The organism is Streptomyces sp. BRA346, from assembly GCF_052851135.1.
Map to the genome: position 1 here is coordinate 1 of NZ_JAIWIH010000027.1, position 23,832 is coordinate 23,832.

Annotated in this window: 20 protein-coding genes; 13 read left to right on the top strand and 7 right to left on the bottom strand. The window is 71.1% G+C overall.

Annotated features, from left to right (window positions below):
* Nucleotides 1-52: 52 nt before the first annotated feature.
* From LCH29_RS28920 to LCH29_RS28950, 7 genes are all read left to right on the top strand, one after another.
* Entirely contained in the window at nucleotides 53-2,209 is a 2,157-nt protein-coding gene (locus LCH29_RS28920; protein WP_446464634.1) for a hypothetical protein, read from the top strand.
* Nucleotides 2,210-2,438: 229 nt separating this feature from the next.
* Nucleotides 2,439-2,750: a hypothetical protein gene (locus LCH29_RS28925; RefSeq protein ID WP_446464635.1), complete on the top strand. Its 312-nt coding sequence runs from the start codon at nucleotides 2,439-2,441 to the stop codon at nucleotides 2,748-2,750.
* Between the two features lie 14 nt (nucleotides 2,751-2,764).
* On the top strand, nucleotides 2,765-3,562 hold the full coding sequence (locus LCH29_RS28930; RefSeq protein ID WP_446464636.1) for a deazapurine DNA modification protein DpdA family protein: 798 nt from the start codon (nucleotides 2,765-2,767) through the stop codon (nucleotides 3,560-3,562).
* Between the two features lie 90 nt (nucleotides 3,563-3,652).
* Nucleotides 3,653-4,528: a DNA primase gene (locus LCH29_RS28935; protein ID WP_446464637.1), complete on the top strand. Its 876-nt coding sequence runs from the start codon at nucleotides 3,653-3,655 to the stop codon at nucleotides 4,526-4,528.
* A gap of 2 nt (nucleotides 4,529-4,530) precedes the next feature.
* Entirely contained in the window at nucleotides 4,531-6,006 is a 1,476-nt protein-coding gene (locus LCH29_RS28940; RefSeq protein WP_446464638.1) for an ATP-binding protein, read from the top strand.
* A 473-nt stretch (nucleotides 6,007-6,479) separates the two neighbouring features.
* Nucleotides 6,480-6,707 carry a helix-turn-helix domain-containing protein gene (locus tag LCH29_RS28945; RefSeq protein ID WP_446464639.1) on the top strand — a complete coding sequence of 76 codons (228 nt, stop codon included), beginning with the start codon at nucleotides 6,480-6,482 and terminating at the stop codon, nucleotides 6,705-6,707.
* A gap of 88 nt (nucleotides 6,708-6,795) precedes the next feature.
* Complete coding sequence (locus tag LCH29_RS28950) at nucleotides 6,796-8,061, top strand: tyrosine-type recombinase/integrase (RefSeq protein ID WP_446464640.1); 1,266 nt, start codon at nucleotides 6,796-6,798, stop codon at nucleotides 8,059-8,061.
* 75 nt (nucleotides 8,062-8,136) lie between these two features.
* Here the strand turns inward: LCH29_RS28950 and glnA are convergent, their stop codons facing one another.
* Nucleotides 8,137-9,498: a type I glutamate--ammonia ligase gene (glnA, locus tag LCH29_RS28955; protein WP_009718478.1), complete on the bottom strand. Its 1,362-nt coding sequence runs from the start codon at nucleotides 9,496-9,498 to the stop codon at nucleotides 8,137-8,139.
* A gap of 434 nt (nucleotides 9,499-9,932) precedes the next feature.
* On the opposite strand from glnA, the gene LCH29_RS28960 reads away from it, so the two are divergent.
* The 4 genes from LCH29_RS28960 to LCH29_RS28975 all read left to right on the top strand — a co-directional run bounded on the left by LCH29_RS28960 (nucleotide 9,933) and on the right by LCH29_RS28975 (nucleotide 15,399).
* Nucleotides 9,933-11,534, top strand: coding sequence for a multicopper oxidase family protein (locus LCH29_RS28960; RefSeq protein WP_446464641.1), 1,602 nt, complete (start codon nucleotides 9,933-9,935; stop codon nucleotides 11,532-11,534).
* 110 nt (nucleotides 11,535-11,644) lie between these two features.
* Entirely contained in the window at nucleotides 11,645-13,405 is a 1,761-nt protein-coding gene (locus LCH29_RS28965) for an NAD+ synthase (RefSeq protein ID WP_446464642.1), read from the top strand.
* Between the two features lie 433 nt (nucleotides 13,406-13,838).
* Nucleotides 13,839-14,261 carry a YciI family protein gene (locus LCH29_RS28970; protein ID WP_446464643.1) on the top strand — a complete coding sequence of 141 codons (423 nt, stop codon included), beginning with the start codon at nucleotides 13,839-13,841 and terminating at the stop codon, nucleotides 14,259-14,261.
* A complete protein-coding gene (locus LCH29_RS28975; protein WP_446464644.1) occupies nucleotides 14,254-15,399 on the top strand; it encodes an RNA polymerase sigma factor in 1,146 nt (381 codons plus the stop codon). The genes LCH29_RS28970 and LCH29_RS28975 overlap by 8 nt, the downstream gene beginning before the upstream one ends.
* Nucleotides 15,400-15,404: 5 nt before the next feature.
* Here LCH29_RS28975 and LCH29_RS28980 read toward each other — a convergent pair whose 3' ends face one another.
* Both LCH29_RS28980 and LCH29_RS28985 read right to left on the bottom strand, forming a co-directional pair.
* Nucleotides 15,405-16,187 (bottom strand): alpha/beta fold hydrolase, encoded by a 783-nt coding sequence (locus LCH29_RS28980; RefSeq protein ID WP_446464645.1) that lies wholly within the window; start codon nucleotides 16,185-16,187, stop codon nucleotides 15,405-15,407.
* Nucleotides 16,188-16,197: 10 nt separating this feature from the next.
* On the bottom strand, nucleotides 16,198-16,839 hold the full coding sequence (locus LCH29_RS28985) for a TetR/AcrR family transcriptional regulator (RefSeq protein WP_446464646.1): 642 nt from the start codon (nucleotides 16,837-16,839) through the stop codon (nucleotides 16,198-16,200).
* Nucleotides 16,840-16,898: 59 nt separating this feature from the next.
* On the opposite strand from LCH29_RS28985, the gene LCH29_RS28990 reads away from it, so the two are divergent.
* Entirely contained in the window at nucleotides 16,899-17,831 is a 933-nt protein-coding gene (locus LCH29_RS28990) for an NADP-dependent oxidoreductase (RefSeq protein WP_446464647.1), read from the top strand.
* 63 nt (nucleotides 17,832-17,894) lie between these two features.
* Here LCH29_RS28990 and LCH29_RS28995 read toward each other — a convergent pair whose 3' ends face one another.
* The 4 genes from LCH29_RS28995 to LCH29_RS29010 form a co-directional block, all read right to left on the bottom strand.
* Nucleotides 17,895-19,100, bottom strand: a complete 1,206-nt coding sequence (locus LCH29_RS28995) for an MFS transporter (protein ID WP_446464648.1) — start codon at nucleotides 19,098-19,100, stop codon at nucleotides 17,895-17,897.
* 140 nt (nucleotides 19,101-19,240) lie between these two features.
* Nucleotides 19,241-20,266 (bottom strand): endonuclease/exonuclease/phosphatase family protein, encoded by a 1,026-nt coding sequence (locus LCH29_RS29000; RefSeq protein WP_446464649.1) that lies wholly within the window; start codon nucleotides 20,264-20,266, stop codon nucleotides 19,241-19,243.
* Between the two features lie 216 nt (nucleotides 20,267-20,482).
* Nucleotides 20,483-21,151 carry a TetR/AcrR family transcriptional regulator gene (locus LCH29_RS29005; protein WP_446464650.1) on the bottom strand — a complete coding sequence of 223 codons (669 nt, stop codon included), beginning with the start codon at nucleotides 21,149-21,151 and terminating at the stop codon, nucleotides 20,483-20,485.
* Nucleotides 21,148-22,743 (bottom strand): MFS transporter, encoded by a 1,596-nt coding sequence (locus LCH29_RS29010; protein ID WP_446464651.1) that lies wholly within the window; start codon nucleotides 22,741-22,743, stop codon nucleotides 21,148-21,150. The genes LCH29_RS29005 and LCH29_RS29010 overlap by 4 nt, the downstream gene beginning before the upstream one ends.
* Before the next feature lie 202 nt (nucleotides 22,744-22,945).
* Between LCH29_RS29010 and panB the strand changes: the two genes are divergently transcribed.
* On the top strand, nucleotides 22,946-23,824 hold the full coding sequence (gene panB, locus LCH29_RS29015) for a 3-methyl-2-oxobutanoate hydroxymethyltransferase (RefSeq protein WP_446464652.1): 879 nt from the start codon (nucleotides 22,946-22,948) through the stop codon (nucleotides 23,822-23,824).
* Nucleotides 23,825-23,832 lie beyond the last annotated feature (8 nt).

The window sequence follows — 23,832 nt, forward strand, 5'->3', positions numbered from 1 at the left end:
CACGAGGACCCCCGCAACGGGTCCGAGGCCGAGAAGGGCTGGAACGTCTGAGATGACTACCACCACCGGCACCACGACCGGCAAGAAGAAGCAGGCCGAGCCCGGTGGGCCGGTGCTGGACTGGGCGGCCGGTCACGGACCCGTGACCGGCGCCCTGTCCGCCACCACCGGCGCCTTCGCCCTCGCGGCCACCGGTGCCGCCACCGGCATGCCCCCGGGCTGGGCCCTGGCCGCCGGAACGGTGGGCGCCATCGGCCACACCGCCGCCGGACTGCGCTGGCGCAACGCCGGGCGGACCATCACCGCCCGCGCCGCCTCCTGGCTGCTGGGCTCCGGCTGGACCACCTGGGCCATCACCCACGGCCCCCTAACCTGGACCGCGCTCGGGTCGCTGGCCACGATCGGTATCGGGATCGGCACCGCCGCCCGCGCCACCGGCCTGTACGAGGAAGCCCGCGAGGACGAAGCCGCCGCCGCGGTGGAACGGCAGATCGCGGCCGAGTTGTCCGCCGAACGGCGGGGCATCGCCGCGGAGTGGGCCGAGCGGATCGAGCGGATCGCCAGTATCCGGCTGCGGGTGCTGGCGGTGGAGATGTGGGCCACCGGGTGCGGCTTCACCATCGACGCCGAACTGCCCGGCGGCACCACCTACGACCACATCGCCAAGCACTCCGCCCGCCTGGGCGCGGACGCGCACCTGCCGCACGGCTGCACCGTCGCCGCTGGGCCCGGCATCCACCAGGGCCGGGTACTGATCGACGTCGCCACGGCCAGCGTGCTGGAGCAGGAGATCAGCTACCCGTCCGACTACGGGCCGCTGTCGGTGCACACCGGCATCCCCTGGGGCGTGCGCACCACCGCCGAGCAGGTCCTGACCTACCTGCGCGAGCAGTGCGCACTCGTGGTCGGCCCCACCGGCTCAGGCAAAACCAACATGCTCCACACCATCCTGGCCGGGTTCGCCCGCACCACCGACGTGATCACCTGGGTGATCGACCTCAACGCCGGATCGGCTGGCCTGCCCTGGGTCCGCCCCGCTCTCCAGCCCGATGGCACCCCGGTGGAGAACCTGCGGCCGGGGGTCGACTGGCTGGCGGGCAGCCATGAGGAAGCGGTGCGGATGCTGGATGCCGCGATCCGGATCGGGCGGTACCGCAAGACCGTCTATCAGGACCTCATGGCGCAGGCGAACACGGACCTGTTGCCCATCAGCGCCCAGATTCCTCAGATCATGCTGGTGATCGATGAGGGCGCGGAGATCCTGGTCAGCAACGACCGGCCCATGCGCAAGCTCGCGGAAAAGATCCTGGAGGTCATCCGCCTGTTCCGCGCCATGGGCATCCGCACCGTACTCACCGCGCTGGGGGCTACCGGCTCTGTGCTGGGGAACCTGATGATCCGCCGTGAGGCCAAAGTGCGCGTCGCCCTGACCGGCGGAGAGACCGAGGGCATGGACCTGTCCAAGCAGTTCCCCGGCAGCCGCGGCCTGCGCACCGACCAAGCCCCGTACAAGGGCTCGGGGTTCATGGGAACCCCGGAATCCCCGGTGGCGTTGTTCAAGTCGTGGCGGATTCTGCCCAACCAGATCCGCGACATCGTGGCAGCCACCAGCGACCGCCACCCCACCCTCGACGCGAAGTCCGCGCAGGCCGCGGGCACGATCTACGCCGACCGGTGGGACCGCGACCGCACGGCATGGATGCGGGAGCACACCCCCGCCGAGCCCACCGCGGACGCGACCAGCGGCCCCGCGCCCCGTCCGGGGTCGGGTGCTGGGCTGAACCTGTCGGCGCTGCGCGACGAGGGCCGCGACGCAGGCACCGGGGATGGGCCGGATGCTGATCGGCTCGCGCAGCAGTTCATGCGCGAGATCGACGAACGGTTCGGCACCACCCCCGACCCCACCGCCGAGCACGACGCGAAGCAGCAGCGGCCCGAGCGCGCGCAGGGCGGGCTGAACCTGTCCGCGCTCCGCGACAGCGACGACACCGACGAGACTGCCGCCGCGGGCCCGGAATGGCTGACCGAAGCGATCAAGGCAATCCAGTCCGCGGGTGCGTCCGGCATGAAGCCCTCCGCTGTTGCCGATCTCGTCGGCCGCAGCCGACAGGCCGTGAGGGACGCGCTCAAAGCCGCCGCCGAACGCGGCGAGCTGGTCTACCGGGACAACGGACCGCACTCGGTCTACGTCCACCCCGACCACGCCTGAACGGCCACACACCGCTACTGGCTACTGGCTACCGCAAAGGTTGCCAGTAGCCAGTAGAACGGCCCCCTACAGCCCCTCACAGGGCTCTACCGGGCCTTTTGCCGGTAGCCAGTAGGCAGTAGCCACTAACCACTACAACTACAACTACACACCGTTATCAGCAGGCGCCCGCCGGAACCCTTCCGGCGGGCGCCTGCCCTGTCCCCGGACCGCTGGAAGGGAGCACCACATGCACCACCACGAACCCCCCGGGAACCTCGCCCCGCACATACCCGCCGACGCCTACCAGCGCGCGCAGGCCACCGGACAGCCGGTCGTCATCGTCGTCAACAACGAGCCGACCGGCTTCCCCTGGCGGCGCATCCTGATCCCCTTCGCGATCGCCGGGGCCGTCGTCGCCGGGGGCTGGGGCCTGGCCGCCGCCCTGTGCTGGCTGATGGACGTCGCCGCCCACACCGCAACCGCGATCGCTGGGGCCGTCGCCGGACCCATCGGAGTCGGTGGCGTCACCCTCAAGCTCTTCAGCTCCAAGAACAAGTAGACGGGGGCTGATCGATGCGGTTCTACCTCACGACCCACAAACGTCACTGGGTCCGCTTAACCGACAAGCCGCTGTTCCTGAAGTCCGAGCACTTCGTTAAGGCGGTCAAGCTGAACCCGGCCCGCGGCCCGTACGCGGTGGACTCCGGCGGCTTCTCGGAGCTCCAGCGGCATGGCTGCTGGACCCGCAGCGCGCGTCAGTACGTCGATGATCTGCGCCGCATCTGGGAGTGCGTCGGCCCGTTCGACTGGGCCGCGCCACAGGACTGGATGTGTGAACCGATCATGATTCACGGCGGCACGGTCGGCGGACAGCACTTCGTCGGCACCCACCTGAGCATCGCCGAGCACCAGCACCGCACCGTGGCCAACTACCTGGAACTGCGGGAACTGGCGCCGGACCTGCCGATCGTCCCGGTGCTCCAGGGCTGGGAGCTCCCAGACTACGAACGCTGCCTGACCCTGTACGAACGGGCCGGAGTCGACCTGACCCGGGAACCCACCGTGGGACTCGGCTCGGTCTGCCGACGCCAGGCCACACGCGAAGCAGTCGCCATCGTCACCACCCTCGCCGGATACGGCGCACGGCTGCACGGGTTCGGCTTCAAGACCATCGGCCTGGAACGCGTCGGCCACCTCATGGCCTCCGCCGACTCCGCCGCATGGAGCTACCACGCCCGCCGCCGCCCACCCATGCACGGCCACACGCACAAGAACTGCGCCAACTGCCTGCCCTACGCGCTCCGATGGCGCACCCGCGTCCTGGACCGCATACCCCAGTGGCAGCAGCCCGCACTCGACACCGCTGCCTGACTTCGCCCGGGGCGACCGCCCACTCTCGCCAAAGAAGCGCGGTCGCCCCGGCCCAACCAGCCCACAACAGACCTGTTGGAGGTATCCAGCATGACCCAACCCGCCGTCGTCCGACGAGACCATCCCGCGACCTCGCCCCTGCGGACGGCGCTGGAGCTGAGCGCGGCCGGTGTGCCGGTGCTGCCTCTGCGGCGCGGCAAGGTCCCGTTCGGGAACTGCCCGGCGTGCGCGCAGAACGTCTGCGGTGGTCGGCCGAACATGAAGGACCCGGGCCCCTGCCAGTGCCCCGGTCCCTGCCACGCGTGGGCCGCCGCCACCATCGACCCCGCCGTCATCACCTCCCCCGCCTGGGCCTCGGCGTGGCGACAGGCAGTGGCCGTTGCCTACCACCCCGGCGGCGCCGGGCTGACCGTCGTGGACCTCGACAACCCGGCGGCCGTCGCCTGGGCCCGCCAGACCCTCCCCGCCACCCGGACCGTGCCCACCACCCGCGGGGAGCACTGGATCTACCAGGGCGCCATGCGCTCGGTAAACGGCGTCCGTGAGGGTGTCGACCTCAAGTCCACCATGGCCTACGCACGGTGGCGTGGTCCCGGCACCGGCACCATGACGGCCCTGCCCGACGTCGTGCGCGCACTGGCAGCGAAGAGCCCCACCACGGTCCGAGCGGCACCGTGCGCCGTCACCGTGCCCGCACCGGCCGGGGAAGGGGCGTGCCCTCACCGCACGCCCGCTTACCTGGAGCGTGGCATCGCCATGGCCGAGCAGCGCATCACCGATGCCCGCAACGCGATCCACGCCACCGTCTACCGCACCTTCCTGGCCGTGCTCTCCACGCACGGCCGGTGCGGCTGCCTCACCGAGGAGCACATCGAGCGGCTGTTCACCGCCGCTCAGGCCAAGGGCGAATCCCCCCGGCACTGCACCGATGCGTGGACCAACGCCCGCGCCAAGTTGGGACTGTGACCATGTCCGACGACGACAAGACCCCGGCCCGCGAAGTCATCACGGACTACGCGCAGGCGCATTTCCGGTACTTCCGCACCGCGGACGGGACCGTGTACGCGCAGAAGAACGGCCACCCCGTGGCCCGCCCCATCCGCTCACAGGGCACCACGGGCAGCCACCGCCAGGAACTCATGGTCGGCCTGTTCAAGGACGGACGCGGCGTGTTCAACGGGACCGCTCTCAAGGAGGCGTTGGACTTGATCGAAGCCCTCGCGCTAGACGAAGACGTTCAGCCCGTGAACATCCGCGTCGCCCCGGGATTCGACGGGGCGACGTGGCTGGACCTGGGCCGCAGTGACGGACAGTCCGTCCGTATCCACCCCACCGGCTGGGACATCGCCATCCCCGACCCGCGTGAGGTCTGCTGGCGGCGCACCCAGCTCACCGGGGAACTGCCCCTGCCCGCCAAGGACACCGACGGCAAGGGAATCGACCTCCTGCTGAGGCTGTGCAACTTCGCCAACGCGGAGACCGAGTGCCTGGCCATCGCCTGGCTGATCGGCTGCCTTGGGCCGTCCGCGCCCGTCCCCGCGCCGTTCCTCACCGGCCCGCAGGGGGCTGGCAAGTCCACCGGGGGCCGCATGCTCGTGCGGATCATCGAGGGCATGAGTGGTGACCTTCGCCGGGCCCCGAAGGATGAGGAGAACCTGATCGCGGCGGTGGCGGCCGGTTGGGTCACAGCCCTGGACAACCTGTCCCATCTGACGCCGGACCTATCCGACGCGGTGTGCTGCGTTGTCACCGGGGCCGAGAACGTCAAGCGTGCTCTGTTCACGGACGGGGACGTCTTCCGCGTCGGCTACCGGCGACCTCTGCTGCTGACCGGTATCGACGTGGGCCTCATCCGAGGTGACCTTGCCGAACGGCTGCTGCCGCTGCGTCTGGAGCGGCCCAAGGTCCGGCGGACCGAGGCTGAGCTGTGGGCGGAGTACGCGGAGATTCTGCCCGTCGTACTCGGCTCGCTCCTGGACCTCACGGTCAAGGTCCGCGCAGTCGAGGCGGAGACCCCCACCGACCTGCGCATGGCCGACTTCGCGCACCTGTGCGCGCAGCTCGACGCGGCGACCGGCCTCCGGTCGCTGGATGCCTATCGGGCCAGCCTGGATGACCTCAATGACGACGTGATCGAAGGTGACCTCCTCGCACAGACGGTCCTCAAGCACGCCGACCACATCGAACCGGGTGCTGCGCAGCGCATGACGTCGACCGAGTGGCTGCACTGCCTCAGCCGTCTCTACAGCGGCGACGAACTGCGTCCATTGCCCAAAGGCTGGCCGACCACGGGCAAGGTCCTGTCCGACCGGCTCAAGCGCCTCCAGCCGACGCTTACCGCTCGTGGTGTTCTCATCGACTCGGGCCGCACCAGCGAGGGCCGCTATCTCGAAATGACCCGTCTGCAAGCCGCGCCGCCGCACGAGGCGAAGCGGATGTTCTGATCCGCGCCGCGCCGCGCTCGTCCGGACAAGCAAGAGGAGCACCAGCGCGCAGGCGTGCTCCTCTTGCTGTTCGGCGGCGGCGCCGCCCTGCAATGGTCGCGCCGCGCAGCGGCTCCTTCTTCACGCTTGAAGCGGCACCGCACCACAACAGACACCACCCCCTCTTTTGTCCTAAGAAGAGAGACGCTGCGTCATCTGCGTCACGCAGGCGGGAAAACGGCCCCCGACCTGCGGATAGAGGGATGACGCAGACGGCGGTGTCTGCGTCATCCTGCGTCATCTGCGTCACCGGATGACGCAGCCCATGACGCGCCAGTGACGCACCCCTGAACCTCTGCGTCACGCAAAACCGCAGGTCAGGGGCCCGAATGACGCTGATGACGCAATGACGCAGAAATCCGCACCTCGGACAGACGCGAGCCCTGCAAAGCCCCAAGACCCCGCCCACCGCACTGCGTAGGAGAGACCGCCACATGGCAGAGGCATCCGCCATAGCCACACTGCGGGCCGGACTCCCGGACCGCTACCTGACTTCCGACGACATCGCCGAACTCTTCGAAGTGCCCAAAGAGACCGTCTACCAGTGGCGCAAGAAGCGCATCGGCCCGCCCGGCTTCCGCGTCGGCAAGTACATCCGCTACGACCCCGCCGCCGTCCAGCGTTGGACCGCTGAGCGTATGGCCGACGACATCGCCGCCTGACGAACCCACAAGCGCACTCACCACCCGCAGGGGCGGGCCCATGTGGCCCCGCCCCTGCTCTGCTCTGCCCGAGAAGGGAACACATTCGGTGGCAGGTCACATCCAAGACCGCTGGTACAAGACCGAGATCGGCGCTGACGGAAAACCCCACCGCGTCAAGACCGATCGTCACGGGACGGGCATGCGCTACCGCGCCCGATACATCGGCCCGGACGGTACCGAGAAGTCCAAGTCCTTCCCCGACAAGCAGAAGCGCCTCGCCGAGAAGTGGCTCACCAACACCGAGGCCGACATGTCGCGCGGGCAGTACATCGACCCTCGCGCCGGACGCATCACGTTCCGCGAGTACGGCGAGAAGTGGCTCGCCGCGCAGACCACCGACCCGAACACGCGCGTACCGGTGGGTGTGCAGCTCAGGCTTCACGCCTTCCCGTACATCGGATCGCGCCCGCTGGACTCCTTCCAGCCTGGGCACATCCGAGAGTGGCTGGCCGAGCTGGAACGAGCAGTACCGGCATCGTCGTACCGCCGGGTGATCTTCGCGAACGTCTCGTCGGTGCTGAACGCTGCCGTAGATGACACGCTGCTGCTCAAGAATCCGTGCAAAGCGCGATCGGTGCGGGCGCCCGAGCGCGGGGCCCCTCGTGTACGTCCATGGCCCACCGAGCGTGTCTTCGCAGTGCGGGCCGCGCTCCCCAAGCGCTATCAGGCGATGGTCGACATCGGGGGCGGCTGTGGTCTCCGGCAGGGCGAGATCTTCGGCCTTCCTGATGATGAGGTGAACTACGAGGCCGGATGGCTCCACGTCGCCTATCAGGTGAAGGTGGTCAACGGGCACCTGGTCTTCGCGCCGCCGAAGCGCAGCAAGGAACGAGACGTGCCGCTGCCGGACCGCGTCGGTCGTGTACTCAAGGAGCATCGGAAGTACTTCCCGCCCGCCGAGGTGACGCTTCCCTGGCTGCGGCCGGACGGCCCGCCCATCACCAAGCGCCTGCTGTTCTCCCTCGTAGGGGGCGGCGCGGTCCGGCGGACCGACTTCAACACCCGGCTGTGGAAACCCGCGCTCGTCGCGGCCGGGGTGATCCCGGAGCCCGAGAAGGGTGAGCGCCATGAAGCGGCCCGGGAGCACGGCATGCACGCCCTGCGGCACTTCTACGCGTCGGTCCTGCTGGACGCCGGGGAGAGCGTCAAGGCTCTGAGCGGCTACCTCGGGCATACTGACCCCGGCTTCACGCTCCGGACGTACACGCACCTGTTGCCCAGCAGCGAAGGGCGCACCCGGAAGGCCGTGGACCGGCTGTACGAGGGGGCCGAATCCTCGCCGGACGGCCCACAGACGGCCCAGGAGGATTGAGACGACTCCGGGCCAGCGTCGTCACGACGCTGGCCCGGATCATCGCATCAGCGGGAAACGCCCGCTGACCTGTGCCTACAGCACCGGCAGGCTCTTGCGCAGCTCGAAGGGGGTCACCTCGGAGCGGTACTCCTCCCACTCCTGCTTCTTGTTGCGGAGGAAGAAGTCGAAGACGTGCTCGCCGAGCGTCTCGGCGAGCAGTTCGCTGCGCTCCATGAGGGTGATGGCCTCGCCCAGGTTCTGCGGCAGCGGCTCGATGCCGAGCGAGCGGCGCTCGGCGTCGGACAGCGCCCAGACGTCGTCGTCGGCGCCGGCCGGGAGTTCGTAGCCGCCCTCGATGCCCTTGAGTCCGGCGGCCAGCAGGACGGCGTAGGCGAGGTAGGGGTTGGCGCCGGAGTCCAGGGAGCGGACCTCGACGCGGGTGGAGCCGGTCTTGCCGGGCTTGTAGAGGGGGACCCGGACGAGGGCGGAGCGGTTGTTGTGACCCCAGCAGATGTACGAGGGGGCCTCGCCGCCCGCGCCCGCGGTGCGCTGGGAGCCGCCCCAGATGCGCTTGTACGAGTTGACCCACTGGTTGGTCACGGCGGAGATCTCCCCGGCGTGACGGAGCAGCCCGGCGATGAAGGAGCGGCCGACCTTGGAGAGCTGGAACTCGGCGCCCGACTCGTAGAACGCGTTCCGGTCGCCCTCGAAGAGGGAGAGGTGGGTGTGCATGCCCGAGCCGGGGTGTTCGGAGAACGGCTTCGGCATGAAGGTGGCCTGAACGCCCTGCTCCAGCGCGACCTGCTTCATGACCAGGCGGAAGGTCATGATGTTGTCGGCGGTGGAGAGCGCGTCGGCGTAGCGCAGGTCGATCTCCTGCTGACCTGGGGCGCCCTCGTGGTGCGAGAACTCGACCGAGATGCCCATCGATTCGAGCATGGTGATGGCCTGGCGGCGGAAGTCCATGCCGATGTTCTGCGGGGTGTGGTCGAAGTAGCCGGAGGAGTCGGCGGGCACCGGGCGGGTGCCGTCCATCGGCTTCTGCTTGAGCAGGAAGAACTCGATCTCGGGGTGGGTGTAGAAGGTGAAGCCGAGGTCGGAGGTCTTGGCGAGGATGCGCTTGAGCACGTAGCGCGGGTCGGCGAAGGAGGGGGAGCCGTCCGGCATCAGGATGTCGCAGAACATCCGGGCGGTCCCGGGGGCCTCGGCGCGCCAGGGCAGGATCTGGAAGGTGCCGGGATCCGGCTTGGCGATCATGTCGGACTCGTAGACCCGGGCGAAGCCCTCGATCGCGGAGCCATCGAAGCCGATGCCCTCGTCGAAGGCGCCCTCCAGCTCCGCGGGTGCGACGGCCACGGACTTGAGGAAGCCGAGGACGTCGGTGAACCACAGCCGCACGAACCGGATGTCGCGCTCTTCCAGGGTACGGAGCACGAACTCCTGCTGCTTATCCATGGTCCCCTATCCTTGCAGGTCAAACGGCTCTTTCAGCGGGCGCGGGGCACCTCGTCGGCCCCAGTATCACGCGACGGGGTTTCGGCGAGGTTTCGGACCCGCCCGAACCCGCTCCTCGCGCTCCGACACGATGTGTGCATCGTACGCATCTGCGGCCCGCTCCCGGACCCGTGCGTTCGGCGACTCCAGCCCGCCTCCGGTTCCACAATGCACCCTTTCATACCTCTTAGGGGTAATCTGTCGTATTGTCGTGATCATCAGAGAAATGAGACCGGAGCCCGGGGAGACGTCGGTGCGCGAACGCCACCGGCTGCTGGTGCAGCGCATAGAGCGGCGCGTCCGCCGCGTCCCGCCCCGATAAGGGGAGCGAGGGAGGCGGTGGACGCGCCGACCGCTCATGCGCACATCTCCCACCAGCATTGGGGTGCTCACTCATGCACGAACCCTCTCGCCGCGCCGTGCTCGGCGCGGGAATCGCCGTCGCGGGCGGTGGCCTGCTCGGCGCCTGTAGTCCCTCGGGCGGCGACTACGGAATGGACAACTCGGGACTGGGCGGGCACGCGGGACCGGCCGCGGCGACCCCGGCGGAGTACATCTCCCCGCACGGCCCGGAGGTCCGGGACCGGGAACACCGGCGGGGGCCAGGACCGGTCCGGCGGGTCCAGCTCACCGCCACTGCCACCACGCTGGACCTCGGCGCCCGCAAGGTGAAGTCCTGGGCGTACGAGGACCAGGTGCCCGGCCAGGCGGTCCGGGTCACGGCGGGCGAGACCCTCGCCCTCACCCTGGTCAACCAGCTGCCGCAGCCCACCACGCTGCACTGGCACGGCATCCGGCTGCGCAACGACATGGACGGCGTCCCGGGCATCTCCCAGCCGCCCATCAAGACCGGCACGGCCTTCGACTACCGCTTCACGGCGGTCAACCCGGGCACGTACTGGATCCACCCCCACGCCGGCGTCCAGCTCGACCGGGGGCTGTACGCGCCGCTGATCGTCGAGGACCCGAAGGAGCCGCTGACGTACGACAAGGAGTGGATCGTCGTCCTCGACGACTGGCTCGACGGGGTGGGCGGCCGCACCCCGGACAAGGTGCTGCGGCAGCTGAACGGCGGCCGGACCATGGCCCACGGCATGGAGACGGGCGCGAGCGGCGTGCCGCTGACGTCCCGGCACGGCGGCACGCCGTCCCCCTCCCCCACCCCCCGGGCACCGTCCCGCCCGGCGACCGCCGCCACGAGCGAGCTGCTGGGCGGCGAGGCGGGCCACGTCAGGTACCCGTACTACCTCATCAACGGGCGCACCCCCGACTCCCCGCAGGTCTTCCGGGCCAAGCGCGGCGACCGCATCCGGATCCGGATCATCAACGCGGGCGGCGACACCGCATTCCGGGTGGCGCTCGGCGACCACAAGATGACCGTCACCCACACCGACGGCTACCCCGTGCGGCCCACCACCACCGACGCGCTGCTGCTGGGCATGGGCGAGCGGTACGACGTGCTGGTGACCGCGAAGAGCGGGGTGTTCCCGCTCGCCGCCCTCGCCGAGGGCAAGAAGCGGTCCACGCTGGCCGTGCTCCACACGAGCGGCAAGAAGTCCAGGAAGTTCACGCGCCCCAAGGAGCTGGACGGCAAGCTGATCTGGGCGGCACAGCTGAAGGCCGCGGAATCGGTACGGCTGGAGCCGCGCCCGCCGGACCGCGAGCTCAGGCTGCGGCTCACGGGCTCGATGCGGAAGTTCGACTGGGCGATCAACGGCAGACCGTACGACCCGACGCAGCGCTATCCGGTGCGGGCGGGCGAGCGGGTGCGGCTGACCTTCATCAACGGCACCCCGATGTGGCACCCGGTGCATGTGCACGGCCACACCTACCAGCTGCCGGACGGCGGACCGCGCAAGGACACCACGATCCTGCTGCCGCACCGGAAGGTGAGCCTCGACTTCGACGCGGACAACCCGGGGCTGTGGATGATCCACTGCCACAACGTCTACCACTCGGAATCGGGGATGATGACCATCCTTGGCTACCAGAAGTAACGACGGCCCGGGCCAGGTCCGGCCCGGGCGAGGGCTCGGCTCCGGCCCGGGCGAGGAGACCTCGGACACGCACCGGCCATCGCGTCAGACAGACGATTACACTGGGCGCCGTGCCTCAACTTCGCCTCGCTCTGAACCAGATCGACTCGACCGTCGGCGACCTCGCCGGAAACGCCGAGTCGATAGTCCACTGGACCCGGCACTCCGCCGAGCAGGGCGCCCATCTGGTGGCGTTCCCCGAGATGGTGCTGACCGGGTACCCCGTCGAGGACCTGGCGCTGCGCTCCTCCTTCGTCGAGGCGTCGCGCACCGCGCTGCGCGCGCTGGCCGAGCGGCTGGACGCCGAGGGTCTCGGCGAGCTGCCGGTGGTCGTCGGCTATCTCGACCGCAGCGAGCGGGCCCGGCGGTACGGCCAGCCGGCCGGCTCCCCGCAGAACGCCGCCGCCGTGCTGCACCGCGGCTCGATCGCGCTCACCTTCGCCAAGCACCATCTGCCGAACTACGGCGTCTTCGACGAGTTCCGCTACTTCGTGCCCGGCGACACCATGCCCGTCGTCCGCGTCCACGGCATCGACGTCGCGCTCGCCATCTGCGAGGACCTGTGGCAGGACGGCGGCCGGGTGCCCGCCGCCCACTCCGCCGGGGCCGGGCTGCTGCTGTCGATCAACGCCTCGCCGTACGAGCGGGAGAAGGACGACACCCGGCTGGACCTGGTCCGCAAGCGCGCCCAGGAGGCCGGCTGCACCACCGCGTACCTGGCGATGATCGGCGGCCAGGACGAGCTGGTCTTCGACGGCGACTCGATCATCGTCGACCGCGACGGCGAGGTGATCGCGCGCGCTCCGCAGTTCGCGGAGGGCTGCGTCGTGGTCGACCTCGACCTGCCCGCCGCCGACCCGGACGCGGTCCCGGAGGGGGTCGTGGACGACGGGCTGCGCATCGACCACCGCACCCTCTCCGCCGCCCCGCTCCCGGCCTACGACCCGGAGCCGGGGCTCGCGGGCGGCGAGGCGGAGCGGCTCGGCGACGACGAGGAGATCTACACCGCGCTGGTGGTGGGGCTGCGGGCGTATGTCGCGAAGAACGGATTCCGCAGTGTGCTGATCGGGCTCTCCGGCGGCATCGACTCCGCCCTCGTCGCGGCGATCGCGTGCGACGCGGTGGGCGCGCAGAACGTCTACGGCGTGGCCATGCCGTCCCGCTACTCCTCCGAGCACTCGGTCGGCGACGCGACGGAGCTGGCGCGGCGCACCGGGCTCAACTTCCGCACCGTCCCGATCGCCCCGATGTTCGACGCCTACATGGGGTCGCTGCACCTCACCGGGCTCGCCGAGGAGAACCTCCAGTCGCGGCTGCGCGGCACGATGCTGATGGCGATCTCCAACCAGGAGGGCCACATCGTCCTCGCCCCGGGCAACAAGTCCGAGCTGGCGTGCGGGTACTCGACGCTCTACGGGGACTCCGTGGGCGCGTACGGCCCCATCAAGGACGTCTACAAGACGTCCGTCTTCCGGCTGGCCAAGTGGCGCAACCGCGCCGCCGAGGAGCGGGGCCAGACCCCGCCCATCCCCGAGAACTCCATCACCAAGCCCCCGAGCGCCGAGCTGCGGCCGGGCCAGGTCGACACCGACTCCCTCCCGGACTACGACGTGCTCGACCGCATCCTGGAGCTGTACGTGGACCGCGACCAGGGCCGCCAGGAGATCGTCGCGGCGGGCTACGACGACGAGTTGGTGACGCGGATCCTGCGGCTGGTCGACACGGCGGAGTACAAGCGCCGCCAGTACCCGCCGGGGACGAAGATCTCCGCCAAGGGCTTCGGCAAGGACCGCCGCCTGCCGATCACGAACCGCTGGCGCGAACACGGGTGAGCTTCCCGGGGGCTCCGCCCCCGGACCCCCGCCGGGGCTCTGCCCCGGCCCCCGGGCCCCGCGCCCGGTGCCCCGGGGTGCGGCTGCGTGGCGGGTGCGCGGTCGCTGGGGTGTGGGTGCCGGGTGCGGCGCCTCCGGGGCGGGGCCCTGGATCGTCTCTTTACGGCGCCGCTGACGTAGAGCGTGTCGTGGACGTCGGGCGATCGGCGCCACAAATACACGTGGCGTCCAGGACCCCACCCCTGCGACCCCGCCCCCTCCCGTAGAGCGGCGACCACCGGCCGGTGGCCCCGACTCCGGAGCGCCCCCGATCTGTGCCGGGGGCGGCGGGCGCCGAAAAAAATCCGGCGGCCATGTCGAGAACCCGTGAGCGGCTCCGTCCTCGGGGTGAAGGCGACCACAATGGGTCGCACCGGCACCGAGGAGAACCATCATGGCCAAGTACTTGCTGCTCAAGCACTACCGCGGCGCCCCGGCAGCGGTCAACGACGTGCCCATGGACCAGTGGGCGCCGGAGGAGGTCACGGCGCACATCGCGTACATGAACGACTTCGCGGCCCGGCTGGAGAAGACGGGCGAGTTCGTCGACGGGCAGGCGCTCGCCCCCGAGGGGACGTGGGTGCGGTACGACGGTGAGGGGCGCCCGCCGGTCACCGACGGCCCGTTCGCGGAGACCAAGGACCTGATCGCCGGGTGGATGGTGATCGACGTCGACAGCTACGAGCGCGCCGTCGAACTGGCCGGGGAGCTGTCGGCCGCCCCCGGGGCGGGCGGGAAGCCGATCCACGAGTGGCTGGAGGTGCGCCCGTTCCTGACCGCGACGCCCACCATCACGGAGTGCCTCGGCCATGGATGAGGCCCTCCTCAGGAGCCTCACGCCCAGCGTGCTCACCGTCCTCGTCCGCCGCGGAGCCTCCTTCGCGGCGGCCGAGGACGCCGTTCAGGAGGCTCTTGTCGAGGCGGTCCGCGGCTGGCCCACCGACATGCCGCGGGATCCCAAGGGCTGGCTGGTCACCGTGGCCTGGCGCAAGTTCCTCGACGCGACCCGGGCGGACGCCGCCCGGCGCCGCCGGGAGGACCGCGTCGACGAGGAACCGGCGCCCGGCCCCGCGCCCGCGGTGGACGACACGCTCCAGCTCTACTTCCTGTGCGCCCACCCGTCGCTGACGCCGTCCTCCGCGGTCGCGCTCACGCTGCGCGCGGTTGGCGGGCTGACCACCCGCCAGATCGCCGCGGCCTATCTGGTGCCCGAGGCGACCATGGCGCAGCGGATCAGCCGTGCCAAGCGCACCGTGTCCGGTGTGCGGTTCGATCAGCCCGGCGACGTCGGCACCGTGCTGCGCGTCCTCTATCTGGTCTTCAACGAGGGCTACTCCGGCGATGTCGACCTCGCCGCCGAGGCCATCCGGCTCACCCGGCAGCTCGCGGCCCGGGTCGACCACCCCGAGGTGGCGGGGCTGCTCGCGCTGATGCTGCTCCACCACGCCCGGCGCGCCACCCGGACCGCGCCCGACGGCAGCCTGGTGCCGCTCGCCGAGCAGGACCGCGGCCGGTGGGACACCCGCTCGATCGCCGAGGGCGTGGAGATCCTTCAGGCGGCGCTCGCCCGCGACCGGCTGGGCGAGTTCCAGGCCCAGGCCGCCATCGCGGCGCTCCACGCCGACGCACCCACCGCAGAGGAGACGGACTGGGTGCAGATCGTGGAGTGGTACGACGAGCTGGTGCGGCTGACGGACAGCCCGGTCGTCCGGCTCAACCGCGCGGTGGCCGTCGGCGAGGCCGACGGACCGCGCGCCGGGCTGGCGGCGCTCGCCGAGGTGGACGACGCCTCGTTGCCCCGTCGCGCCGCGGTGGCGGCGTACCTCCACGAGCGCGACGGCGACCTGGCGACGGCGGCGCGGCTGTACGCCGAGGCGGCCCACACCGCGCCCAACCTCGCCGAGCGCGACCACCTGACGCGCCAGGCCGCCCGCCTCAACACCCGAGGCCGCTGACGGGGCTACGCGGTGGCGGCCAGGAAGTCGCGTATCAGGGTCAGCCACTCCGCCGGGGCCTCCACGAAGGGGAGGTGGCCGGTGGGGAGTTCGGCCAGCTGCGCGTCGGGGATGCCCGCGGCGACCTCGTGGTGGTGGTGCGGGGTGACCATCGCGTCGTGGGTCGTGGAGATCACCAGGGTGGGGACCGCGAGGCGGGACAGGTCCGCGCGGACGTCGGCCCGGGTACACAGGAGCACCTGGTCGATCGCGCCCGGCGGGATGGAGTCGCGGGTCGCGGCGATCGTGGCGGTCAGTTCGTCGGCGGGCATCCGGTCCAGGTAGGGCGCTCCGGCGGCGATCAGCGTCGTCCAGCGGGCCACCGCCTCGTGGCCGTCGTCGGCGCGCAGCAGCCGCAGCCAGTCGTCCAGCAGGAGCCGCATCCGCGCGCTCGGGTGGGCGAAGGCGGCGGTGAGGACGAGGGCGGTGACCCGGGAGGGATGGCGGGTGGCGGCGCGGACGGCGAGCGGGGTGCCCAGGGAATAGCCCGCGACGGCGAAGGTGTCCAGGCCCTCCTCGACGGCGGTGGCGACGAGCGCGTCGGCGAGCCCGTCCAGGTCCAGGGGCCCGGTCGCGCGCGGGGTGCGGCCCGAGCCGGGGTAGTCGGGGCCGACGACGCGGTGGTGGGCGGCCAGGCCGTCCAGCAGGGGGCCGTAGTTGGCGTCGATGGAGCCGGTGGCGCCGTGGGCGAGGAGGAGTCCGGGGCCGGTGCCGCGGACGGTGCGTCCCAGGGGGGATGTGGTGGTCATGACGGGGACGCTAGAGCTTGACATCCATGTGAGAGTCAAGCGGGACCGGCGGCGGCAAGGGGGCGGGCGGGTCGGCCGGGTGGGCGCGGAGGGACTGGAGCAGCAGGGCCACCAGGCGGTGGGAGGCGGCCCGCGCGGCGGCGGGGGATGCGGCGCCGATGCCTCCGTTGGCCATGATCAGCAGCTTGATGTCGTCCGGTACGAAGTCCCGGCGCAGCTGGCCGCTTGCCTTGGCGCGCCGCGTCAGCTCGGCGAAGCGGCGTACGTGGTGGTCGCGGGTCCGCTCGAAGTCGGTGGCCAGCGAGGGCGGAAGGGTGGCGAGGAAGGCGGCGGTGAAGCCGCGGTCCACGGCCTGCATCGCGCACACCTTCTCGATGAGCGTGCAGAAACCGTTCCAGGGGTCGGGGTCGGCGAGAGCGGCATCGAGGGTTTCCACGCACTGGGCGAGCTGATCGGCGAAGGTTTCGGCGACCAGGTCTCCCTTCGCGGGGAAGTGGCGGTAGAGCGTCGCGGGTCCGACCCCGGCGCGGCGGGCGATCTCGCGCATCGGCACATCGAGCCCGTGGGCGGCGAAGGTCTCGGCGGCGACCTCGATGATGCGGTGGCGGTTGCGGCGGGCGTCGGTGCGCTTCCGAGACGGTTCGTCGATCACCTCTCTCACTTTACGCGCAAACGGACGCGGTGTTCCGATTCGTTGTTAGCGTCGGCCGCATGTTCGCACTTCAGTATTCAGAACTGGGACCGCCGGACGTCCTCACCGTCGGCGAGGCCGAGGAGCCGCACGCCGGGCCCGGCGAGATCCGTATCGCCGTACGGGCCGTCGGGGTCACCCCGGCGGACCACAAGCTGCGCTCCGGGGCGTTCCCCGAGGAGTTGCGGCTCAAGCTCGCCCTGCCGCACATCCCCGGGATCGACGCCGCGGGGGTCGTGGACGAGATCGGGGAGGGGGTCACGGGGGTCGCGGTCGGGGACGCCGTCTTCGGGGTGGTCGGCTTCACCAGGTTCGGGGGCGCGGCGGCCGAGTTCGCCGTGCTGGCCGCCTGGGCCGCCAAGCCGGACGCGCTGAGCTGGGAGGAGGCGGGCGGTGCGGCGGGCAATGCGGAGACCGCGACCCGCGCCCTGAATCTGCTGGGCGTCACGAAGGGCACGACGCTGCTGATCGAGGGCGCCGCCGGGGGCGTCGGCACGGCGACGGTCCAGCTCGCGGCCGCCCGCGGGGCCACCGTGATCGGTACGGCCCGGGAGGCGAACCACACGTTCCTCGCCGGGCTCGGGGCGACACCCACCACCTACGGCCCCGGCCTCGCGGAACGGGTCGCGGCGCTGGCGCCCGGCGGGGTCGACGCGGTGCTGGACGCGGCGGGCTCGGGTTCGCTGCCGGACCTCGTCGCCCTCGCGGGGGACCCGAAGCGCGTGGTGTCGGTGGCCGATATGGGCGCTCATGAGCACGGCGTCCATCTGACCTGGGGCGGAAGCGGGGACGCGCCCGGCCACGAGGGGCTCGCGGTGGCGGCGGCACTGGCCGCCGAGGGCCGGTTCCGGGTGCCGCTGCACGAGGTGTTCCCGCTGGCGGAGGCGGCGAAGGCGCATGAGGTGAGCGCCGCGGGCCATGTCCGGGGGAAGATCGTGCTGACGGTGCCGTAGGGCCGTAAAACGCGGACGCGCCCCGCCACAGCGGCGGGGCGCGTCCGCGTACGTACGGAGCGGTCAGCGCACCTCGGACAGCGTGGGCACCGAGTCGCTGCCCGCGACGATCCGGGACTTCTCCGAGGGCCCGCGGTCCAGCAGTCCCGCGGTCGCCGCTATCGCCAGGCCGACCACCGCGAGCACCGCGCCGACCAGGGTCGGGGAGGTCCAGCCCCAGCCGGCGGAGATGGCGACGCCGCCGACCCAGGCCCCGCCCGCGTTGGCGAGGTTGAAGGCGGAGTGGTTGGAGGCGGAGGCGAGGGTCGGGGCGTGCTTCGCCTTGTTCATGACGAGCATCTGGAGCGGGGTGGTGGTCATGAAGCCCACCGCGCCGAGCAGGACGACCGAGACCAGCGCGGCCCACTTGATGTGCACGGTGAAGTTGAACACCACCAGCATCACGGCCAGGGCCGTCAGCGACCCGTACAGCGTGGGCCGCAGCGCGCGGTCGGTGAGGGGCCCCGCGACCAGCGCGCCCAGGGTCATGCCGATGCCGAAGAGGGCGAGCACGATCGTGACGGAGGACTCGGCGAAGCCGGTGACCTCGGTCACCATCGAGGCCAGGTAGCTGTAGACGGCGAAGACGCCGGCGAAGCCGAAGACCGCGGTGAGCAGCCCGAGCAGCACCTGCCGGTTGCCGAGGGCGCGCAGCTCGTGGGCGAGGCCGCCGTGCTGGTCCTGCGGCACCTGCGGGACGAGCCGGGCGAGCGAGGCCATGGCCAGGACGCCGATGCCGGTGACGACCAGGAAGGTGGCGCGCCAGCCCAGACCCTGGCCGAGCGCCGTGCCCACCGGGACGCCGACGATGTTGGCGATCGTCAGGCCCAGGAACATGGTGGCGACCGCGCGGGCCTGCCTCTCCTCGCTCACCAGCCGGGAGGCGACCACCGCGCCGACGCCGAAGAACGCGCCGTGCGGCAGCCCGGCGAGCACCCGCCCGGCGAGCAGCAGCCCGAACGAGGGGGCCAGCGCGGAGGCGAGGTTGCCGACCGTGAAGAGCCCCATCAGCAGGACGAGCATGCGTTTGCGCGGGATGCGCGCACCGAGGGCGGTGAGCAGCGGGGCGCCGATGACGACGCCGATGGCGTAGGCGGAGACGAGGTAGCCAGCGGTCGGCACCGAGGTGCCCAGATCGTCGGCGACGTTGGGCAGCAGGCCCATCATCACGAATTCTGTGGTGCCGATACCGAAGGCAGAGATCGCGAGCGCGAGCAGTGCCAGGGGCATGAGAGACCTTTCACAAGCGGTGAGGAAAGAGAGGGTGCGAGCGTGCATATGTTCTCTACCGGAACAAAGTCTCTCACGCGCTTTATTTCCTGAGCACCAACCTCAAGGTGAACAGCTTGTTAGATCTTCGATCGGCAGGCTCAGAGAGTGACCGACGCCGCTACCGGAAGGTGGTCACTGCCGGTCTGCTGAAGGGTCCAGGCCGAGACCGGGTCCACCCCGCGCACCATGATCTGGTCGATGCGGGCCATCGGGAACGAGACGGGCCAGCTGAAGCCGAAGCCGTCGCCCGCGGCGCCCTGCGCGGAGCGCATCTGCGAGGTGACGGGGGCCAGCGAACGGTCGTTCATCGTGCCGTTCAGGTCGCCGAGCAGGACCACCTTGTCCAGCGGCTCGTCACGGATGGCCTCGCCCAGCGCGTCGGCGCTCGCGTCGCGCTGCCCGGCCGTGAAGCCCGCGTTGAACTTCACGCGCACGGAGGGGAGATGGGCGACGTAGACGGCGACCTCGCCGCCCGGCGCGGTGACGGTGGTGCGCAGCGCCCGGGTCCAGCCCATCTTGATGTCGACCGGCTTGGTCCCGGACAGCGGGTACTTGCTCCACAGCCCGACCGTGCCCTGCACCGCGTGGTAGCGGTAGGTGCCCTCGAGCGCCTTCGCGTACGTCGGCACGGCCTTGGCGGTCAGCTCCTCCAGCGCGACCACCTGCGCGCCCGAGGCGGCCACGTCCTTCGCGGTGGTCACCGGGTCGGAGTTGTCGGCGTTGACGTTGTGGGTGACGACGGTCAGGTCGCCGTCGCCGCCGGACTTGTCGGAGAACATCAGCCCGCCGAACAGGTTCAGCCAGACGGTGACCGGCAGCACCAGCGCCAGCAGGGCGATCGCCGACCGGCGCACCAGGCCGAGCACCAGCAGCAGCGGGAGGAACACCCCGAGCCACGGCAGGAAGGTCTCCAGCAGGCTGCCGAGGTTGCCGACGCGGTTGGGGATGTCGGCGTGGAAGACCATGATCAGCGCGAGCAGGACCGCGAACGCCGCGAGCACCAGACCGCGCCGCCAGATTCCGCGGCTGTGCCGGAGCCGGTCGCGCAGGCGACCGAACCGGGAGTCGGTCCACTGGGGTGCGTCCCCGGACTGTCCCGTCTCCTGCGTGTACGCCTGCACCATGCGTTGTCCGTCCCTCACTTGCCGCTGCCCGCCTATCGCTGACGACCCTAGGCGATGACCAGGGCATTCCCGACGCCCCCACCGGGCGTTCCCTGCCCGGTGGACGCCGGGGCGGTGGGCAGGGGTTCCGGTTCCCGCGACAACGGGGGCGGTTGTGACGCAACAGGCACAAAGGCATCGGGACGCGCCGTCCGTCATACGCTCGCACACGCCGTCTCAGCCGCGTGCCGAGACCCCCTCCAGAACGGTGTCCACGATCCGTTCGGCCAGCCCCTCCGGCAACTCCCGCCACTCGTGCAGGATCGCGCGCGACAGCATCGGCCCGGTGAACAGGTCGGCCAGCAGCTCGGGATCGGTGTCCGCCCGGATCTCACCGTTGGCGACGCCCCGCCGCAGCACCGACCGCAGCAGTTCCCGGCGGACCTCGATGACGTTCTCGTCGTACGCCCGCCACAGCTCCCGGTGGGCGTGCATCTGGGCCAGGATGCTGCGCATCAGGGCGGAGTTCCGCTTGGCCAGCCCGCGCCGCCGCATGAACTCCAGGATGGTGACGAGGTCGTCGCGGACCGAGACTCCGGCCGGGCGGGGGCCCGGCTCCTCCAGCGACCGCAGGACGTCCAGCATCAGCGCGTCCTTGCCCGGCCAGCGGCGGTAGACGGTCGCCTTGGCCACCCCCGCCGCGCGCGCGATCCCCTCGATGGACAGCGCGCCGACGGATGCGCCCTCCTCCAGCAGCCGCAGCGCGGCCTCGATGATCGCGGCGTCGGTGGCGGCGTTGCGCGGCCGCCCGCGCACCGAGGGCCCGGCCGGGCCGGACGCGGATGCGGATGCGGCCCGGGCTTCGGCGCGGGCGTCGGCCCCGGCTTCGGCGTGCGGCGCGGTCATCGGTCGGCCCCCGCCCCGGCCTTCTCCCGCTGCTGCCCGCTGCCGGGGCCGCCGCCGTCCGCGTCCTTGCCGGGCAGGAACGCCGCCACGACCAGCGCGCCGAACAGGGCGACACCGGACGAGCCGAGCGCGGTGAGGTGCATCGCGTGGATGAAGGAGTCGTGCGCGGGGCCCAGCAGCGCCTGCCCCGAGGGCCCCATGCGCTCGGCGAGGGCGACGGTGGCCTCGATGGACTCGCCCGCCGAGTGCCGCGCGGAGGCGGGCAGCCCGGGGACGGCGGCGAGGGTGTCCTGGATGCCCTCGCGGTACGTGGCGGAGAGCACCGAGCCGAGGACGGCGACCCCGAGCGCGCCGCCGACCTGCCGGAAGGTGTTGTTCAGGGCCGAACCGGAACCGGCCTTCTCACGGGGCAGCGCCTGCATGATCGCGGTGGTGACCGGGGGCATGATGTGCGCCATCCCGGCGCCCTGGAAGAAGAAGAGCACCTCCAGCACCCACAGCGGCGAGTCGGTCTCCAGCAGCAGGAACCCGGCCATGGTGGCGGCCACCAGCAGCATCCCGCCCGTGCACACCGCGCGGGCGCCGAACCGCTCCACGACCAGCCGGGCGCGCGGCGCGAACAGCAGCTGCGCGACGGCCAGCGGCAGGAGCAGCAGCCCGGAGTCCAGGGCGCTGAAGCCGCGCACGCTCTGGATGTAGAAGACCATGAAGAAGGTCACGCCCATGAGCGCGAAGAAGACCAGCGCGACGGCGGCGATGGCGGCCGAGAAGGCGGGGTTCCGGAAGTAATTGATATCGATGGCCGGATGGTCGCTGCGCTTCTCGTGCCAGACGAACAGGCCCAGGACGAGGAGCCCGGCGCCGATCGTGGCCAGCACCTGGGCGTCGGTGAAGTCGGCGAGCTGGCCGCCCTTGATGATGCCGTACACCAGCAGCACCAGACCGACCACGGACAGCAGCACGCCCAGCGGGTCCAGCCGTCCGGGCGCCGGGTCCCGGGAGTCGGGGACGAGCAGCACCATCGCGACGATCCCGGCGGCCACGACGGGGACGTTGACGAAGAAGACCGAGCCCCACCAGAAGTGCTCCAGCAGCAGACCGCCGGTGATCGGCCCGATGGCGATGGCGAGGCCGACCGCGGCGACCCAGATGCCGATGGCCTTCGCCTGCTCCTCGCGCTCGAAGACGTTGACCAGGATGGCCAGGGTGGCGGGCATCACGAAGGCCGCGCCCAGGCCCATCAGCGCCCGGAAGCCGATCAGTTCCCCGGGCGAACCGGAGAAGGCCGCGAGTACCGAGCCGATGCCGAACACGGCCATGCCGCCGAGCAGCATCTTCTTGCGGCCGAGCCGGTCGCCGAGGAGCCCGGCGGTGAACAGCAGCCCCGCGAAGACCAGCGTGTAGGCGTTGATGGCCCACTCCAGCTGGCTCTGGGTGGCGCCGAGACCGGTGGGCTTCGGGGTGGCGATGGTCTTCATCGCCACGTTGAGTATCGAGTTGTCCAGGACGACGACCAGGACGCTGATCATGAGGACGACCAGGATCGCCCACCGTCTGCGGTGGATGGCCTCGGCGGAGGGTACTGCTGCCATGCGGCCCAGGCTAAGACCGTTTCGATACGGTCCCGTCTCGTATCGGGAACTCTTTGCGAGCTTTTGTCCATCGAATACTCATCCGGGACCTCTCCGGGACCGGCGTGGCCCCACTTTCGCCCCGTGGGGAGGCGTGCCAGCATGGGGGGTGGTCCGGGGACGCCGTCAGGGCGCCTCGAGATGACGAACAGGAGCCGTCGTAATGACGCACGTCAGCCCTGCGCACAAGCCACACCATCCGGAAGGGCAGCCGTCGAAGGCGCTGTACGGGGGGACGACATCCCGCCGTATCACCGTCCGTGACATCGCGGCCGCCAAGGAGCGCGGCGAGAAGTGGCCCATGCTCACCGCGTACGACGCGATGACCGCCTCCGTCTTCGACGAGGCGGGCATCCCCGTCATCCTGGTCGGCGATTCGATGGGCAACTGTCATCTGGGCTACGAGTCCACCGTGCCCGTCACGATGGACGAGGTCGCCCTGCTGTCCGCCGCGGTCGTACGCGGCACCAAGCGCGCCCTCGTCGTCGGCGACCTGCCCTTCGGGTCGTACCAGGAGGGCGCGGTCCAGGCCCTGCGCAACGCCACCCGGCTGATCAAGGAGGCCGGGGTGGGCGCGGTCAAGCTGGAGGGCGGCGAGCGCTCCGCCCACCAGATCGATCTGCTGGTCCGATCCGGCATCCCGGTCATGGCACACGTCGGCCTCACCCCGCAGTCCGTCAACGCGTACGGCGGCTACCGGGTGCAGGGGCGCGGCGAGGAGGCCGCCCAGCAACTGCTGCGCGACGCCAAGGCCGTGCAGGACGCGGGCGCCTTCGCCGTCGTCCTGGAGCTGGTCCCGGCCGAGCTGGCCGCCGAGGTCACCGGCTCGCTGCACATCCCGACCATCGGCATCGGCGCGGGCGTGGAGTGCGACGCCCAGGTGCTGGTGTGGACGGACATGGCGGGCCTGACCGGCGGCCGGGTGCCGCGCTTCGTCAAGCAGTACGCGCAGCTGCGGGAGGTGCTGGGCGACGCGGCCCGCGCCTTCGCCGAGGACGTCGTCGGCGGGGCGTACCCGGCCGAGGAGCACTCGTTCCACTGACGTACGGA

Bases quoted from the DNA above. Each gene is read 5' to 3' on its own strand.
- LCH29_RS28920 (WP_446464634.1), top strand. From the start codon at position 53: ATGACTACCACCACCGGCACCACGACCGGCAAGAAGAAGCAGGCCGAG.
- LCH29_RS28925 (WP_446464635.1), top strand. From the start codon at position 2,439: ATGCACCACCACGAACCCCCCGGGAACCTCGCCCCGCACATACCCGCC.
- LCH29_RS28930 (WP_446464636.1), top strand. From the start codon at position 2,765: ATGCGGTTCTACCTCACGACCCACAAACGTCACTGGGTCCGCTTAACC.
- LCH29_RS28935 (WP_446464637.1), top strand. From the start codon at position 3,653: ATGACCCAACCCGCCGTCGTCCGACGAGACCATCCCGCGACCTCGCCC.
- LCH29_RS28940 (WP_446464638.1), top strand. From the start codon at position 4,531: ATGTCCGACGACGACAAGACCCCGGCCCGCGAAGTCATCACGGACTAC.
- LCH29_RS28945 (WP_446464639.1), top strand. From the start codon at position 6,480: ATGGCAGAGGCATCCGCCATAGCCACACTGCGGGCCGGACTCCCGGAC.
- glnA (WP_009718478.1), bottom strand. From the start codon at position 9,498: ATGGATAAGCAGCAGGAGTTCGTGCTCCGTACCCTGGAAGAGCGCGAC.
- LCH29_RS28960 (WP_446464641.1), top strand. From the start codon at position 9,933: ATGCACGAACCCTCTCGCCGCGCCGTGCTCGGCGCGGGAATCGCCGTC.
- LCH29_RS28970 (WP_446464643.1), top strand. From the start codon at position 13,839: ATGGCCAAGTACTTGCTGCTCAAGCACTACCGCGGCGCCCCGGCAGCG.
- LCH29_RS28975 (WP_446464644.1), top strand. From the start codon at position 14,254: ATGGATGAGGCCCTCCTCAGGAGCCTCACGCCCAGCGTGCTCACCGTC.
- LCH29_RS28980 (WP_446464645.1), bottom strand. From the start codon at position 16,187: ATGACCACCACATCCCCCCTGGGACGCACCGTCCGCGGCACCGGCCCC.
- LCH29_RS28990 (WP_446464647.1), top strand. From the start codon at position 16,899: ATGTTCGCACTTCAGTATTCAGAACTGGGACCGCCGGACGTCCTCACC.
- LCH29_RS28995 (WP_446464648.1), bottom strand. From the start codon at position 19,100: ATGCCCCTGGCACTGCTCGCGCTCGCGATCTCTGCCTTCGGTATCGGC.
- LCH29_RS29000 (WP_446464649.1), bottom strand. From the start codon at position 20,266: ATGGTGCAGGCGTACACGCAGGAGACGGGACAGTCCGGGGACGCACCC.
- LCH29_RS29005 (WP_446464650.1), bottom strand. From the start codon at position 21,151: ATGACCGCGCCGCACGCCGAAGCCGGGGCCGACGCCCGCGCCGAAGCC.
- LCH29_RS29010 (WP_446464651.1), bottom strand. From the start codon at position 22,743: ATGGCAGCAGTACCCTCCGCCGAGGCCATCCACCGCAGACGGTGGGCG.
- panB (WP_446464652.1), top strand. From the start codon at position 22,946: ATGACGCACGTCAGCCCTGCGCACAAGCCACACCATCCGGAAGGGCAG.